General features: G+C 71.3%; 14 protein-coding genes and 2 pseudogenes. 8 read left to right on the top strand and 8 right to left on the bottom strand.

Annotation, left to right across the window (positions count from 1 at the left end):
- Positions 1–77: 77 nt before the first annotated feature.
- Entirely contained in the window at positions 78–1,730 is a 1,653-nt protein-coding gene (locus LJ221_RS10670; RefSeq protein ID WP_241715715.1) for a long-chain fatty acid--CoA ligase, read from the bottom strand.
- A gap of 298 nt (positions 1,731–2,028) precedes the next feature.
- Positions 2,029–2,538, bottom strand: a pseudogene (locus tag LJ221_RS10665) (SigE family RNA polymerase sigma factor); the annotation flags it as partial.
- A 712-nt stretch (positions 2,539–3,250) separates the two neighbouring features.
- Here LJ221_RS10665 and LJ221_RS10660 point away from each other — a divergent pair.
- Positions 3,251–3,469 (top strand): annotated as a pseudogene (locus tag LJ221_RS10660) (ferritin-like domain-containing protein); the annotation flags it as partial.
- Positions 3,470–3,536: 67 nt separating this feature from the next.
- On the opposite strand, the gene LJ221_RS10655 reads toward LJ221_RS10660, so the two are convergent.
- Positions 3,537–3,893, bottom strand: coding sequence for a hypothetical protein (locus LJ221_RS10655; RefSeq protein WP_241715713.1), 357 nt, complete (start codon positions 3,891–3,893; stop codon positions 3,537–3,539).
- Positions 3,894–3,910: 17 nt separating this feature from the next.
- Positions 3,911–5,305: a hypothetical protein gene (locus LJ221_RS10650; RefSeq protein WP_241715711.1), complete on the bottom strand. Its 1,395-nt coding sequence runs from the start codon at positions 5,303–5,305 to the stop codon at positions 3,911–3,913.
- Between the two features lie 144 nt (positions 5,306–5,449).
- Between LJ221_RS10650 and LJ221_RS10645 the strand changes: the two genes are divergently transcribed.
- From LJ221_RS10645 to LJ221_RS10625, 5 genes are all read left to right on the top strand, one after another.
- Complete coding sequence (locus LJ221_RS10645) at positions 5,450–5,668, top strand: hypothetical protein (RefSeq protein WP_241715710.1); 219 nt, start codon at positions 5,450–5,452, stop codon at positions 5,666–5,668.
- Positions 5,665–6,138, top strand: coding sequence for a hypothetical protein (locus tag LJ221_RS10640; protein WP_241715707.1), 474 nt, complete (start codon positions 5,665–5,667; stop codon positions 6,136–6,138). The genes LJ221_RS10645 and LJ221_RS10640 overlap by 4 nt, the downstream gene beginning before the upstream one ends.
- A 78-nt stretch (positions 6,139–6,216) precedes the next feature.
- A complete protein-coding gene (locus tag LJ221_RS10635) occupies positions 6,217–6,357 on the top strand; it encodes a hypothetical protein (protein ID WP_241715706.1) in 141 nt (46 codons plus the stop codon).
- Position 6,358: 1 nt separating this feature from the next.
- On the top strand, positions 6,359–7,549 hold the full coding sequence (locus LJ221_RS10630) for a methyltransferase domain-containing protein (RefSeq protein ID WP_241715703.1): 1,191 nt from the start codon (positions 6,359–6,361) through the stop codon (positions 7,547–7,549).
- A 76-nt stretch (positions 7,550–7,625) separates the two neighbouring features.
- Positions 7,626–8,288 carry a bifunctional 2-polyprenyl-6-hydroxyphenol methylase/3-demethylubiquinol 3-O-methyltransferase UbiG gene (locus LJ221_RS10625; RefSeq protein ID WP_241715701.1) on the top strand — a complete coding sequence of 221 codons (663 nt, stop codon included), beginning with the start codon at positions 7,626–7,628 and terminating at the stop codon, positions 8,286–8,288.
- Positions 8,289–8,500: 212 nt separating this feature from the next.
- On the opposite strand, the gene LJ221_RS10620 is transcribed toward LJ221_RS10625, so the two are convergent.
- On the bottom strand, positions 8,501–9,835 hold the full coding sequence (locus tag LJ221_RS10620; RefSeq protein ID WP_241715699.1) for a tetratricopeptide repeat protein: 1,335 nt from the start codon (positions 9,833–9,835) through the stop codon (positions 8,501–8,503).
- 907 nt (positions 9,836–10,742) lie between these two features.
- Here LJ221_RS10620 and LJ221_RS10615 point away from each other — a divergent pair.
- Positions 10,743–11,498 carry a hypothetical protein gene (locus tag LJ221_RS10615; RefSeq protein WP_241715697.1) on the top strand — a complete coding sequence of 252 codons (756 nt, stop codon included), beginning with the start codon at positions 10,743–10,745 and terminating at the stop codon, positions 11,496–11,498.
- A 375-nt stretch (positions 11,499–11,873) separates the two neighbouring features.
- On the opposite strand, the gene LJ221_RS10610 is transcribed toward LJ221_RS10615, so the two are convergent.
- Both LJ221_RS10610 and LJ221_RS10605 read right to left on the bottom strand, forming a co-directional pair.
- Positions 11,874–12,230: a hypothetical protein gene (locus LJ221_RS10610; RefSeq protein WP_241715695.1), complete on the bottom strand. Its 357-nt coding sequence runs from the start codon at positions 12,228–12,230 to the stop codon at positions 11,874–11,876.
- Between the two features lie 114 nt (positions 12,231–12,344).
- Positions 12,345–12,848, bottom strand: a complete 504-nt coding sequence (locus LJ221_RS10605; protein WP_241715693.1) for an EndoU domain-containing protein — start codon at positions 12,846–12,848, stop codon at positions 12,345–12,347.
- 53 nt (positions 12,849–12,901) lie between these two features.
- Between LJ221_RS10605 and LJ221_RS10600 the strand changes: the two genes are divergently transcribed.
- Positions 12,902–13,870, top strand: a complete 969-nt coding sequence (locus LJ221_RS10600) for a hypothetical protein (protein WP_241715691.1) — start codon at positions 12,902–12,904, stop codon at positions 13,868–13,870.
- 70 nt (positions 13,871–13,940) lie between these two features.
- Here LJ221_RS10600 and LJ221_RS10595 read toward each other — a convergent pair whose 3' ends face one another.
- A complete protein-coding gene (locus LJ221_RS10595) occupies positions 13,941–14,276 on the bottom strand; it encodes a hypothetical protein (protein WP_241715689.1) in 336 nt (111 codons plus the stop codon).
- Positions 14,277–14,286 lie beyond the last annotated feature (10 nt).

Raw genomic sequence — 14,286 nt, 5'->3', positions numbered from 1 at the left:
GGCCCGGACGGGGAGTCCCCGTCCGGGCCGCCGCCGCGGTCCGTGCGCGCGTCGCGGTCCCCGCGCGCCGTGCGCGGTCAGAGCCGGGTGACCTCCAGCTCCCCCCGCGCGTACCGCGCCCGGATCACCTTCTTGTCGAACTTGCCGACGCTCGTCTTCGGCACCGCCGGAATCACCGCCCACCGCTCGGGAAGCTGCCAGCGGGCGACCTTGCCGGAGAGGAACTCGCGCAGGTCCTCGTACGACACCTCGCCCGCGCCCTCCCTGAGGACGACCGTGGCCAGCGGGCGCTCGCCCCACCTCTCGTCGGGCACGGCCACGACGGCGGCCTCGGCGACGGCCGGGTGGCCCATCAGGTGGTTCTCCAGCTCCACCGAGGAGATCCACTCGCCGCCGGACTTGATGACGTCCTTGGCGCGGTCGGTCAGCGTCAGGTAGCCGTCAGGGGTGATCACGCCGACGTCGCCGGTGCGCAGCCAGCCGTCGGGGCTGAACCTGTCCTCGGGGCGCAGGGGCTCGGCGTCCGCGCCCCCGTAGTACGCCCCGGCGATCCAGGGGCCGCGTACCTCCAGCTCACCGGCGGACTCGCCGTCCCACGGCATCTCGCTGCCGTCCGGGCCGATCAGCCGCGCCTCGACGGAGGCCGGGAAGCGGCCCTGGCTGACGCGGTACGGCCACGCCTCCTCCTCGCTCAGCCCGCCCGGCGGGTGTGCGACGGTGCCCAGCGGGGAGGTCTCGGTCATGCCCCAGGCGTGGGTGACGGTGACCCCGTACTTCTCGCCGAACTCCCGCATCAGGGAGGGCGGGCAGGCCGAGCCGCCTATGGTGACGTTCTTCATGGAGGAGATGTCGCGCGGGTTGGCGGCCAGCTCCGCCAGCAGCCCCTGCCAGATGGTGGGCACGGCCGCCGAGTGGGTGGGCCTCTCGGCCTCGATCATCGCGGCGAGCGGGGCCGGCTGGAGGAAGCGGTCGGGCATCAGCAGGTTGACGCCGGTCATGAAGACGGCGTGCGGCAGGCCCCAGGCGTTGACGTGGAACATCGGCACCACCGGCAGGGTGGTGTCCGCGTCCGTCAGCCCCATCGACTCGCCCATGTTGACCTGCATGGAGTGCAGGTAGACGGAACGGTGGGAGTAGACGACGCCCTTGGGGTCGCCGGTGGTGCCGGAGGTGTAGCACATGGCCGCGGCCTCGCGCTCGTCCACCTCGGGCCAGTCGTACGAGGTCGGCCGGCCCTCGATCAGCGCCTCGTAGTCGTGGACGGCCGGGCGGCAGCCCTCCAGCAGGGAGGTGTCGCCGGGGCCGACGACCACGATGTGCTCGACCGGCTCCAGCTTGGGCAGCAGCGGCGCGATCAGCGGCAGCAGCGAGCCGTTGACCAGCACGACCCTGTCGGCCGCGTGACCCACGACCCACACGAGCTGCTCGGCGGGCAGCCGGAGGTTGAGGGTGTGCAGCACCGAGCCCATGGAGGGAATGGCGAAGTACGCCTCGACGTGCTCGGCGTTGTTCCACATCAGGGTCGCCACGCGGTCGCCCGGGGCCACCCCGAGCCCGTCGCGCAGGGCGTGGGCGAGCTGGGCGGAGCGGGCGCCGACCTCGGCGAAGCTCCTGCGATGCGGTTCGCCTTCCCCGGTCCAGGTCGTGATCCGCGATTTTCCGTGCACCGTGGTTCCGTGTCGCAGAATGCGCGAGACGGTCAGCGGTACGTCCTGCATCGTGCTCAGCACCGGGGCCTCCCGTGAACGAGATATACGTGCGCCGCCGCGAGCGGGCGGGCGGGCGGGCGGCGCGGTCGTCGCGGGAAGCCTGCCACCGACCGGTCGGTATGTCACTAGGCCGGACCCGGATATGTCGCCGTCCTTCCCCCGGGGTCCGCCGCTACGCGGCGACCGCCGCCTCCCCCTCGAAGCCCCCCGCGTCTCTCAGTCCCCTCGGGCCGCTCCCGTCCCCGCCGGCGCTCCCCCGCGCCACCCCCCGAGCACCCCGCGCTCCCCCTTCCGTCTCGCCGCCCAGCACGTCCGCCAGGAGCCGCGGGTCCTCGCGGAGTCTGGCCAGCGCCCGCGACACCGCGCTCTTGACCGTGCCGACCGAGACCCCGAGCACCGCCGCGGTCTGCGCCTCGCTCAGGTCCTCGTAGTAGCGCAGGGTCACCATGGCCCGCTGCCGCTCCGGGAGCGCCAGCACCGCCCGCCACACCGCGTCGCGCACGGCCTGCCGCTCGGCGGGGTCGGGGCCGGGCACCGGCTCGGGCTCCGGCAGCTCCTCGCAGGAGAACTCGTCCACCCGGCGCTTGCGCCACTGCGAGGTGCGCGTGTTCACCAGCGCGCGGCGCACGTAGCCGTCGAGCGCGCGCTGGTCCTCGATCCGCTCCCAGGCCAGATAGGTCTTGGTCAGCGCCGTCTGGAGCAGGTCCTCGGCGTCACTCGGACTGGCGGTGAGCGAGCGCGCCGTGCGCAGCAGCACCGGCCCGCGGGCCCGTACGTACGAGGTGAAGGTCAGCGGCGTCACGGTCGCGGCCGTCCCATGCGTGGTCATGGCCCAACGCTAGGATCCGCGCCCCTCGCCCCGGATCGCCCCCAGGTCCCGGTGCCGGGTCCCTCTCAGGGCGGAGGCGGGCCGCCGACTCCACCCCCGGAAGGGGGACGGACCCCCGTACCGTCTCGGGGTCGCCCCGGCGACCGCCCGCACACCGGCCCGCACCGTCAGCGCGCACGACAGCGGAGCGGCCGCACCGAGTGCGGCCGCTCCGCCCCATCCCTTCCTTCTCCCGGGCCACCGGCCGGTTCCCCGCCCGGCCGGCGCCCGTCGGCTCATCCGAGCCCGTGAAGCGCGTGCACCACCACGGCCCCGAACCGGGTGATGCGGGTACGTGCCATGTTCTGTCCTTCCGGAGCGTGTGCCTGAGGTTGTCGCAGCGACGTCGCGAACTCAGACTGCCCGACGAGATTCCGGCGAACCACCCACAACGTCTCAACCACTCGCAAGAATGACGACGTGTCGATAAACCCCTCACGCAACCGCATATCCCCTTCCCACCCGTCCGCAGCAGGGCGGACACCACCGGCACGCCCCTCGCACGCCCGTACGCGCCTCCGCCGCACAGCGCCCGCGCCCTCCCCGCGCGCCCCGCGCGCCCCGCGTCGAGAGCCAAGCGCCCCACCGGCCGGCAGCGGAACGACACGGCCTTGGGTGCGCGTCGTCCATCCGAAGACGTACGACGAACACGCCCCGGAAGGGGAGAGCGCACATGGGCACGAGTGGATTCGCCGAGTGGGCAAGGCACTTCGAGGACGAACGCGAACGCGGACGCGCCCAGGGCGACCCGGACTGGGAACGGGGCGCCACCCTCCACCCGGCGGTGCGGGCCAGTGTCCAGCGCTTCCGGGCGGGCGAGGACGGCGACGGCGCCAACCTGATCGCCAAGGCGGACCGGGCCGGGGATCCCGACTACGCGCGGGCGGTCCGGCACCCGCCCGGGCACGTCCTGACGCCGGACGGCGACCGCAACAACCGCGACACCGCCCCGGAGACCTTCAGTTCAGCGTCTTCTCGATGGCCTCGAAGATGTCCGCGTCGGTCTCCTTCTGCCAGCCGGGCAGGTCGGCCCAGTCGGCCACGTACCACGGCTTCGGGTCCTCGAAGTGCTTGAACATCTGGGCGATCCAGCACGTGGCGACGTAGCGGCCCTTCTGCTCCCGGGTGAGACGCGAGGCGTGCCCGCCGCTGAGTTCGAGGAACTGCCGCACCTGCTCGTAGACGGCCTCGAGCTCCCACTGCGGGGTCTCCTCCCAGGGCGTCACATAGCCGGGCTTCGGCTCACCGGGGAAGTGCTCGCGAACGCCTGCGATCCAGGACTCACGGAACAGCCTCGCGCCCTCGACCTGGGTCATACCCGCCGCTCCTCCCGTCACGCCGCGCCCTGTGGCACGTTCTGCCCCTTCATAACCGCCACCTGCCGGACCCGCTCGTCCAGTTCGCGGACCGCGCGCAGCCTGCGGCGGGACGCGATACGGCGGCGCATGGTCTCGAAGTGCTCGTCCCCCCTCGCCGTGGACAGCATCGCGTAGTCGTCGAGGAACGTGTGCCAGGTGGCGCAGGCCTCCTCGACGTGCCCGTACTCGAACTGCCGCTGCGCCAGCACCGCGTTCGCGTGGAGGCGCCCCTGCCGCTCCTGCTCGGGCTTCGCCCGGAGCGAGGCCTTCAGCGCCGCGATGGACCCCGGCAGGTCCCGCGTCTCGTACAGGACGTGCGCGATGTGGAACTGGTAGGCGGAGGTGTCGTAGCCGCCGATCGCCTCACGGCGCGAGTCCGCCTTCGACAGGGCCGTCCCGGCCTCCCCGAGCCGCTGGAACGCCTGCCGCCTGTCACCCACCATGGACGCGGCGTGCGCCTGCTGGCCCCGGAGGAAGGCCGCCAGGCGCGGCCCCGCCTCGGGAGCCGCCTCGGCCGCCGAGTCGGCCAGCTCCAGCGCCTTCTTCCCGTACCGCAGGTTCGAGGCCTGGAGGCTCATGCCGCGCAGCGTCCGGCAGTACGTCACGTGGTCACCGGCCTCGCGGGCGAGGTTCAGCGCCTGCAGGTAGTACTTCTGCCCGAGCCCGTGCCGGCGCTCGTACATGGCCATCCAGCCCGTGAGGTACGTCAGGTCGGACGCGGCGGAGAGCATGTCCTTGCGGACGGCCTCCGTCGCCGATGCCCGCAGATACGGTGCGACGGTGTTGACCAGGAAGGCGGCGGCCATGGGGCGTGCGTGGCCGCCCCCCAGCTCGTCGAGGATGTCGGCGATGCGGTCGGTCATGGTCCGCACGGTCGCCACCTCGCCCTCGCCGATACGGGTCGTCGGCCGGGTGGGGCGCGTACGTTCCTCCGCGTGCGCCTGGTCCGAGAACAGGGGGACGGCGAACGTGGCGGAGTACAGCCCTGCGGTGAGCACACCGCGGCGACTCGGTTCCATGTCGGTCCTTCCGAGATCCAGGAGGGATTCGGCAGTGTCTCCGCTTTCCGCGCCTTTCTGACTCCTCGGCCGCCGAAAGCCCGCTTCCGCGTACGTGACAGGCCGCCCGAGCCTGCGTCCCAGAACCTCCAGGACGACGGGCCTGACCTGCTCCCTCGGTTGCGTCCCGCGAAGCCAGTGGGAGACCGCCGACTGGTCGTACTTCAGCACCAGGCCGACCTCGGCGCCCGCGCGGTTCACGGCGTGAGCGAACCGCGTCCCGGACCATCGCGCCTGTTCGAGCAGGTTCTCAAGCCCCGAGTTGCGACTGCCGTGGGATGCCTCGGCCACGCCAACCCCCCGCGTGTTCATGGATTTCATCGTCCTGCCTCCCCTCAACCGTACCCGGATCGGCACCCGGCGCAGTTGGCTGTGCACAGAACGCGATCGGTTTCGGCCTTCCGCCCGCCGGGCGATGCGGTGCCCACGGGAAGGAGCGAGGGAGCTTTGGAGAACATGACCACCGACGAGCCCGCCAAGGGCGACGCGCTCTACGACGAGATCCGCAGGACCGTGGGCGAGTTCCAGGACAGGGACGCCGCGTACTACCTCCTGCGTCCCGTCGGCGGGGGCCGCGAGTGGGCGGCCCTGCCCGAGGTGCTGCGCCCGGCCACGCGGGCCGAGTTGCTGAGCGCCCGTGTGAAGGCCGCGAACCGCGCCGGCCGGATGCCGTGACGCGGGCCGCCACCTGGATGCGCTTCTGGTGCGAGCTGTCGGCGAGCGCCCCCGGCCGGCCCTCCCAGATCATGCTCGGCCTGCACCTGGCCCCCACCCCGCGCCTGGCGGTGCGGTGGATGCGCGGGCAGGCGGAACGCGTCGCCAGGGCGCTCGACCCCGGCCCCGGCACCCCCTGGCTGCCACCGGCCTGCCTGCGTCCCGTCCGGGCGGAGGGTGTCCCCGACCCCGGCTCGGTCATACGGGAGTGGGCGCGCGCCGAGGCGGAACGGGAGAACGCCCTGGGTGTGCTGCGGGAGGGCTGGTCCTACACCGTCGCGGCCCACGACGAGACGGCCCACTACCGCCTGGCGGCCTGGCCGCTGGTGCTGCCGCCCGCCGGAGAACTGCGGGTGTACCGGCGCACCCACGCGACCGCACAGGCCGCCCCACGGACTCCGCCCCGGCCGCGTCCCGCAGGACGGCCGTGACCGGGACGGCCTGCTCCCGTTCCCCACGGGACGGGAGCACGTACACGCAGAGACGACCCCGACGAAAGAAGGAAACCCATGAACACCGTGCAGACGCCCTGGCGGGCCGACGCGGGCAACCCGCAGGACGACAGCGACTCCGGCAACAAGCACGGCGGAGGCGGCTCGGACGAGGGCGGCAACACCAACGACGGCCAGGGCCCGGCGGACGGCCGCTGAGGTGGCCGAGGACACGACGGCACAGGCCGGTCCCGGGCGGCTGGCCTCCGTACTCCTGGAGAAGGGCGCGCTGACCGCCGACTGGCTGCCGGCGTTCCACGCCGTGCCGCGCCACCTGTTCGTGCCCGAGATGATCTGGCCGGGGCGGGCCGGTATGAACCGGCAGGACGACCGGGTCACCCGCTCGCAGTCCCCGGACCTGTGGTGGGAAGCGGTCTACTCGGACGCGCCGATCACCACCCAGTGGGACGACGGTGCGTACACCGGGCCGGGGCGGGGCCGTACTCCGACCTCCTCCAGCTCGATGCCGACGATGGTGTTCTCCATGCTCGCGGACCTGGGCGTACGGCCCGGCGACCGGGTGTTGGAGATCGGCACGGGGACCGGGTGGAACGCGGCGCTGCTGTGCCACCGGCTGGGGGACGGCGACGTCGTCACGGTCGAGGTGGACGAGGGCGTCGCCGCCGAGGCCCGCGCCCGGCTGTCCGCGGCGGACTTCTCGCCCCGCGTCGTCGTGGGCGACGGCGCCGAGGGGTACGGCGAAGGGGCACCCTACGAGCGGATCATCGCCACCTGCTCGGTGGGGCGCGTCCCCGCGCGGTGGCTCGGGCAGGCCCGGCCCGGCGCGGTGATCGTCGCGCCGTGGGGGCCGGTGTACGGCGGCGAGGGGATCGTCCGGCTCACGGTCCGGGACGACGGGTCGGCCTCCGGGCCGTTCACCGGCTCCTCCGCGTTCATGCGACTGCGCGAACAGCGCAGGAGGCTGCCCGCGACGAGCGAGTACCTCGGGGGGCGTGAGTGGCCGGCCGGGGGCTCGGAGTCCGTGACGACGCTCTCCCCGGATGACGTGGGCGACTGGATCCACATGTTTGCCATCGGCGTCCAGGTGCCCGACCTCTTCTGCCGGGTCGTCCACGAACCGGACGGCTCCTACCGGCTGTGGCTGCACGACACCGGCCTGACGAGCTGGGCCACCGCCGACCACGAGAGGGGCCGGACCGAGTTCCGGACCGTCCAGGCCGGTCCCCGCCGGCTCTGGCACGAGCTGGAGTCCGCCTGGCGCTGGTGGTATCAGCAGGGGCAGCCGGACTTCGCCCGCTTCGGCCTCACGATGGACGGCCACCGCCACACGGTCTGGCTCGACTCCCCGGACAACCCCGTCCCGGACTTCACCGGCACGACAACCCCCTGAGCCCCGCCGTCCCTCACCCGTCCCCGCCCACCCGGGCGGGGACGGGCCTCCACAACCACACCACCGAGGAACCGAGTTGCCCGTACAACACGACATCGCGGCCGAACGCGACCTCTGGGACGCCTACGCCAGCAGCACCCGCAACGACGTGGCCGACGCCGAGCCCGTCTTCAATTGGACGCAGTACCAGGGACACGGCCCAGGGACCGAAATCCTCGGGAACCCGGCCAGTGTGCTGGAGATCGGCTGCGGCACCGGCCGGGCGCTCGCCCACCTCGCACAGCGGGGCATCAGGGCGAAGGGCGTGGACCTCTCACCCGTCATGGTCGCGAACACCACGAAGCGGTGGGGGCCGCTGGGGGTGGAGTTCGTGTGCGCGGAGGTACTGGAGTTTCTGGCCGACGACCGGGCGACCTACGACGCGGTGTACTCGGTCTTCGGCGCCGCCTGGTTCACCGACCCCTCCCGCCTCTTCCCGCTGGTCGCCGCCCGGCTGAACCCGGGCGGCATCTTCGCCTTCTCCCACCCGCCCGCCATCCCCGGCGCCTACGGCCCGCAGGGCATGTACAAGGGCGGCTTCGCCGGCCCGGCCATGTTCACCTACCGCTACAGCTACAAGCCGCAGGTGTGGACACGCCTCCTGACCCGCGCCGGCTTCCGCGACGCCGATGTTCGCATTCTCGACGCCCCCACCCCGGGCCACATCGGCACCCTCCTCGCCACTGCCGTCAAGCCCTGACCGTCCACTCCCGCCAGTGGAGGAGCGCCCTACGACAGAGGCCCCAGAAACCAACCCGGTCCGCGCCCACCGCACGGGCGACCCCTCTCCCGGTAGATGCTTGGCACTTCGGTCCCAGTCGATGGTTGACAGTGGCCGTGTTTGGTTTTCTGCGCACGCTATTACGACGTGCAGCAGGAGGCGGGGGTATGGTGTGTCGCCTCGGTGATCTCTCAGGCGCGGAGGATCGAGGGTGCCAGCGTCCTTGCGCGGTCGTGGAGGTCGCGGGCGGTGCGGTTGCGCAGGTGGGGGCGGATCAGGGTGACCATGGTGCGGATGCGGTTGTCCACTCGTCCGCTCTGGACGTGCGGGTAGTCGTCCAGGGCCGCGTGCCAGGTGGCGGAGGCCTCTTCGAGGTGTCCGATTCGCATCTGTCGTTCGGCAGCGGTTGCCAGGTGCAGCACTCGGGTCCTGCGGTACACCGGCTCCCGGAGTCGGTTGGCCTCAGTCATGGCTTTGATCGCCCCGTTGGTGTCGCCGAGTTCATGCCGTACCTGGCTCGTGTGGTACGCGAGCGCGGCCGGGTCGTAGGAGCCGAAGGTCTTCGCTCGTGACTCGGCCTTCTCCATCGCCACTTCCGCGTCCTTGAGGTGGGCCAGGGCGGTGCGGCGGTCGCCGGTCTGGGCGGCGGTGTGGGCCTGCTGTCCGGCGAGGAAGGCGCGCATGCGGGGTCCGGCCTGCGGGGAGGCGGCGGCTGCCGCGTCGGCCAGGCGCAGGGCCTGCGGCCCGTGGCCGAGGTCGGCGGCCTGGACGCTCATGCCGCGCAGGGTGGTGCGGTAGGTGAGGTGGTCCTCGGCCGCGCCGGCCAGTTCCAGGGCCTTGAGGTAGTACTGCTGCGCCAGCCCCTGCAGGCCCTCGTCCACGGCCATGTAGCCGGTGAGGTAGCACAGGTCGGAGGCGGCCGAGAGCATGTCCTTGCGCACCGGCTCGGGGGCGTCGGCGCGCAGGTAGGCCGCCACGGTGTTGACGATGAACGAGGCGGCCATCGGGCGGGCGTGACGGCCGCCGAACCGGTCGTCCAGTTCGCTGATGCGCTCGGTCATGGCGACCACCATGTCCACCTCCGGCCGCCCGATGCGCACGCTGCGGCCGGCCCGTACCGCCTCCATCCGGCCCACCACGTCCTGCCAGCCGGGCACGGTCAGCGCCACGGAGAACAGCCCGACGCCCAGCACGCTCCTGCGGGACGGGTCCATGTCGCTCCTCCCGAGGGTCATGAGTGCTTCCACGGTATCCGCGCCACCGCCCGCCTCCCCGTCCCCCAGACCGATCTCGGCCAGCGTCACCGGCCTGCGCAGCCGACGCGACAGGGCCTCACGGAGGAAGGGCCGCACCGCCCTGCGCGGCCGGGTGCCGCTCATCCAGTGGGACACCGCCGACTCGTCGTACCGCAGCGGCACCCCCGCCTCCGCCCCGACACGGTTGACCGCCAGGGCGAGCTGGGACTGCGACCACTGACTCTCGGTCAGAACGCGCCGCAGACCCTCGTTCGGTTTTCTCGTCGCCATACGTGCCCCCAGATCAGCCGACTTTCAAGGACTTCAAGTCCTGCCGCCGTTCTCACAGTACCGCGCAGGGTAATCAACTGATTACGCAAACGGTGTGATTGGTCAGCAGGTAGGAGCCGACACCCGCCGAGAGAACGCCCCCTGCGGCCCCGGCGACGAGGAGTGCACGCCCGGTTTTCCGGGCAGCTCGTGCACTCCGAGGAACTGAGGACGATGGACACGCCCCTTCTCGCCGCCGACTTCCGGGAGCTGATCCGCCCGCACACGGGGGAACTGGCGCGTGCCCGCCCTACCACCGGGGGGCACAGCTCGGACGTCGCCACCGTGGTCGAGTGCGAGAAGGGACCGTTCTTCGTCAAGGCGGTTGCCAACCGGCCAGGCGGCCGGCGCGACTCCATCGTGCGGGAGCGGCTGATCAACCCGGCCGTACGTTCCGTATCCCCCGCGCTGCGGTGGCATGCGGAGAGCGACGCGTGGGTCGTGCTCGGCTTCGACGCCGTGGAGGGGCGGGCGGCCGACTTCTCGCCGGGCTCCCCCGACCTGCCCACCGTCGTCGGCCTGGTGGACCGGATCGGGGAACTGGACCTCCCCGAGGTCGCGCGGGAGTGGCCGGAGACCCGGTGGGACCGGTTCGCCGGAGACGAGGGGCAGGCCGCCCTCCTCCGGGGTGATGACCTGCTCCACACCGACATCAACCCCGGCAACATGGTGATCGGTGAGCACACCGCCTGGGCCGTGGACTGGTCCTGGCCCATCCGTGGCGCGGGCTTCATCCCTTGCCCACTCCCCCGCATCCACGCGGTCTTTCATGGGTTTCACGCGCTGCCGCTCCGCCCGCGGTACCGCCCGGAGTCATCACGCGGTTACGTGTCCGTGAGTATGGATCCGAGCGTCAGGAAGGGCGTACATGGGCGGGAGCGCCTTCTCACAAGGGGTCGAGGAGCGGATCGAGGAGGGGCGTGCGCGCTCTGCGGACGAGCGCGGGGATTACGGGGTGCGCCCGGCAGGGGTGGAGGAAGCTTCGGTGGAGCCTGCCGCCGCGCCCGCGCAACCGCGTACCGGCCGGCTGAGCACGGTTCCCTACATCGCCTCGTGGAGCCGGGAGCGGGTGCGCCGCCCGCCCCTGGTGCGGCGGGTGGGGGCGGGCGGCGAGGGGATCGGCTTCGCCGGGGAGGGCGCGTACGACCGGGACTGGCTCGGGGTGCTGTGGATGAGGCAGACCCTCGCGCGGGGCAAGGGGCACCCCCGCTACCACACGGTGCACACGCTGCGGCAGCGAAGGGCCATGCGGTACATGCTCTGCCAGGTGTGCGGCGGGCCCACTCCCGAGGACGGCCCGCGCCTCTTCGTACTGCGGGACGTCGGCCGCCCGGTGGAGGAGGGCGAGCGGACCACGGCGCCGCCCGTGTGCGCGCCCTGCGCCCGGATCTCCGTACGGGAGTGCCCGCGGCTGCGGGAGGGGCACGTCGCCGCACTGGTGGACCGACCGCACGCCTGGGGCGTGGCCGGGATCGTCCACCACCCGGCCACGCTGGAGCCCCTCGATGCCGCCCTGCGGGAGGTCTCCTACGAGGACCTCGCGGTCCGGTGGACCCTGGCCCACCGGCTGGTCATGACGCTGCACGACTGCACCCCGGTGGACCTGGACGCCCTCGCTCCGTGAGCCGGGGTGACTGCCGAGCCCTGCCCAGTCGCCGGGCGGGGCGGGGCCCGGCGGTCATCCGGTCCGTGCCCAAACCGCATTCCCCGGGCGCCTCCTGACCGATCGCCTCCGCTCTCGGCTTCGGTTTCGTGGAGTCGTTCCCCGATGACATCGGCTAGCCGTTTTGGGACGTTATGTCTGGGTCATACGTCAAGACCCGCCGACGTGTCATGCGCCCGAAGCCACCGGGACCTGTGCGCCGACATCGCATAGAGATACTTTCCCCTGTCGTTCCGGGGAAGCCGCTTCTGCGCAGCGGACGTGCCGCCGGCCCTGGCCTTTTCGTACTGGCCCAGGGCCGACGACCTCTCGAGGTTGTTTCTCGCCGCTCTGCGCTCAGCAGGCCGGTACCGGGGACTGGTTGGTCACGAACGACGAGTGCACGTAGGCCCAGACCGGGGCGGACCCTCCGGCGTAGTTGACGTAAGCCTTGAACCACCGGTTGCTGGGGTAGTTCCCGGTCGCCCATCCGGCGTCCTTGTAGCAGGAGACCCAGGACGCCTGCCCGTTCGGGTTGCGCCAGCCGTCCGACGTCACCCAGCCGATGAAGGACCACGACTCCGCGTAGGGCGCTGAGCGGGCTGCGGCTCCGGCCTGGACGGTCATCGTCGGATAGCTGACCGCGTGTGCGGTCGGCGCGGTCGTGAGCATGGCACCGATCATCGGGAGGAAGGCGGCGATGGCTACGCTCATGCGCTTCAGCGGAACTGTCATACCTCACCCTTTTCGGTCTGGCAGCGGGTCTGAGCCGCTGCGGGAAACCTCACCGTAGGAGGGCTGTGGCGCTGCTATGGCGACGACCTCCGATCAGGAGGACAACGGATAGGCGGAGATGATGCCCTCCCCGTAGGGCTCCACGATCACGCGGATCGCCAGCCCCTGGTGGTGTCCGTCGACGCGGAAACGAGCCGGAATGGCCCACTCCACGTCCGGGAGACGATGCCATGGGTTGAACAACGTCCCGGGCTCACCGCTGTAGTCGTCGTTCCCGCGGCCCCACCGCGAAGAGGGGTCGGCGGCCACCGCCTGAGCGGCCACGAAGATCTCCTCGTCGGTCCAAACTTCGGGGAACAGGCTTTTCCCGAGCTGCCTGGCCTCGGCTCTGCCCGAATGAAGCTCCGCGATGTGATCCATACGGTAAGGCGAGAGATAACTGCCCGCTTTCCGTAGTTCAGCACCGATCTCGAGTTCGTCCTCCCCCGACACCGCAACGTCCTCCCAGCCCCCGTACCTTCCGGGCAGAGCCTCTCTGCCGCTCTGTTCGTGGCCGTAGACGTTCCTGGGGCGGTACGGCTCCGGCTCGATCGTCATTGGACCTCCTGGAAGGGCGTGAAGGGGGCGCGGGAGGACTATAGATTGGCGCGATGGAGGCTCGTCACGGCAGCGGCAGTGGACATCCGCAGGACCCGAGGGCGGAGCGGGTAGCCGAGGCGGGAAAGCGCTTACGCGTTCTGCTGGCCGGACGCCACACATACCGGGCTCGCTGGCTGGCTCACACGCAGCGCCGGCGAGGGGACGATGTCAGTTACTCCGGGGTCGCACAGGTCGTCGCCCTGTACCTGTGGGAAAGCGGCCTGCGTCCCGACACCGACCACACCTTGCCCAGGAAGCTGCGTGACCGCGTGCGGCAGGCGCTGCTCGGGCGGCAGCTCACTCACGAGACGATCACCTGGATCACCGAGTCGTTCGACTTCACATCCGAGGACATCACGGAGGTATGGGACGCCTTCCTGGGTCACAGCGCTGTCGACCTGGGCGGGAACGGAGTGTCATTCACCCTGCGCAGCGAGCCGGTTGCCCTTGTTCGACCACAGGGGCACCGCACGACGGCCCTGTTCTCGCGCTACTACGTGTCGGCCGACCGTGCCTTGCGGCGTATAGAGACCAGTCATGTCCTCGTCGCCGTTGACGACGGCCTTGAAACCTTTGCCTACAGTCCCCGCGATACGGTGACCGGCGTTGAGTCAGTGGTCGGCGGGACCTTCATCGGTTTCCGCACCAGCAGTCCAGGGTATGTCGGGGTGGAATTCCAGCTTGATCGGCGCCTCTCGGCGGGTGAGCGCTCGTCATTGCAGTACACGACACTCCACCGGCCGACCTCCGGCCCTTGCCTCCACGTCCGCAGGGCGGCACGCAAACGCATCGACAATGTCGACATGCGGGTGGTGTTCGAAGCAGTCCGTCCCAGAACGACGTGGTGGTGCGTGTGGGACGCCTACAGTGGGTCTGAACCGATCCGTGCGATCGGCATCGATGTCTCGCCCGAAGGGGAACTGCACCAGTTCCTCCCCTACCTGGAACAGGCGGTCGTCGGCTTTCAATGGCGGTGGTGACACTTACGGCGCTTGCGGGGGAACGGCGGTATGCGTGCGCCGTCCGGCCGCCCCAGGCCCCTGGTACCGGTCACGTCCTCCAGAGGGAGCGCCGGGCCGTGCTCGGTCCGCACCGGAGAACGCCACAGATGTCACGGCTGACCGGAGTGCGCGGTACAGGCCACAGATTGGTCAGCGGCTCGTGGCCGGCGTACCGGACCGTCTCGGTACGCCGGAAGCCGTACTTCTCCGGCAGCCGCACCGAGCCTGTGTTCCCGGCGAGGGGATCGGCGTATAGGTGACATGCCTTCTCCCGCTCCCGGGGCGGGAAGTTCACCCGTCGCACGGCCTCGGGATCGTGCTCCTGCGTGAGGAACTCCTCCAGATCGGCCGACTCGACGTCTCTCAAATGCACCTGACCACTCATGCCGGCGAGT

Source organism: Streptomyces sp. CNQ085 (genome assembly GCF_022614595.1).
GTDB lineage: Bacteria > Actinomycetota > Actinomycetes > Streptomycetales > Streptomycetaceae > Streptomyces.
The sequence above is the reverse complement of the archived record's forward strand: the minus strand, read 5'-3'. Positions and strand labels throughout refer to the sequence as shown.

Coding starts and splice junctions, on each gene's coding strand:
- LJ221_RS10655 (WP_241715713.1), bottom strand. CDS start 3,893: ATGACCCAGGTCGAGGGCGCGAGGCTGTTCCGTGAGTCCTGGATCGCA.
- LJ221_RS10650 (WP_241715711.1), bottom strand. CDS start 5,305: ATGAACACGCGGGGGGTTGGCGTGGCCGAGGCATCCCACGGCAGTCGC.
- LJ221_RS10645 (WP_241715710.1), top strand. CDS start 5,450: ATGACCACCGACGAGCCCGCCAAGGGCGACGCGCTCTACGACGAGATC.
- LJ221_RS10635 (WP_241715706.1), top strand. CDS start 6,217: ATGAACACCGTGCAGACGCCCTGGCGGGCCGACGCGGGCAACCCGCAG.
- LJ221_RS10620 (WP_241715699.1), bottom strand. CDS start 9,835: ATGGCGACGAGAAAACCGAACGAGGGTCTGCGGCGCGTTCTGACCGAG.
- LJ221_RS10615 (WP_241715697.1), top strand. CDS start 10,743: ATGGGCGGGAGCGCCTTCTCACAAGGGGTCGAGGAGCGGATCGAGGAG.
- LJ221_RS10610 (WP_241715695.1), bottom strand. CDS start 12,230: ATGAGCGTAGCCATCGCCGCCTTCCTCCCGATGATCGGTGCCATGCTC.
- LJ221_RS10605 (WP_241715693.1), bottom strand. CDS start 12,848: ATGACGATCGAGCCGGAGCCGTACCGCCCCAGGAACGTCTACGGCCAC.
- LJ221_RS10600 (WP_241715691.1), top strand. CDS start 12,902: ATGGAGGCTCGTCACGGCAGCGGCAGTGGACATCCGCAGGACCCGAGG.
- LJ221_RS10595 (WP_241715689.1), bottom strand. CDS start 14,276: ATGAGTGGTCAGGTGCATTTGAGAGACGTCGAGTCGGCCGATCTGGAG.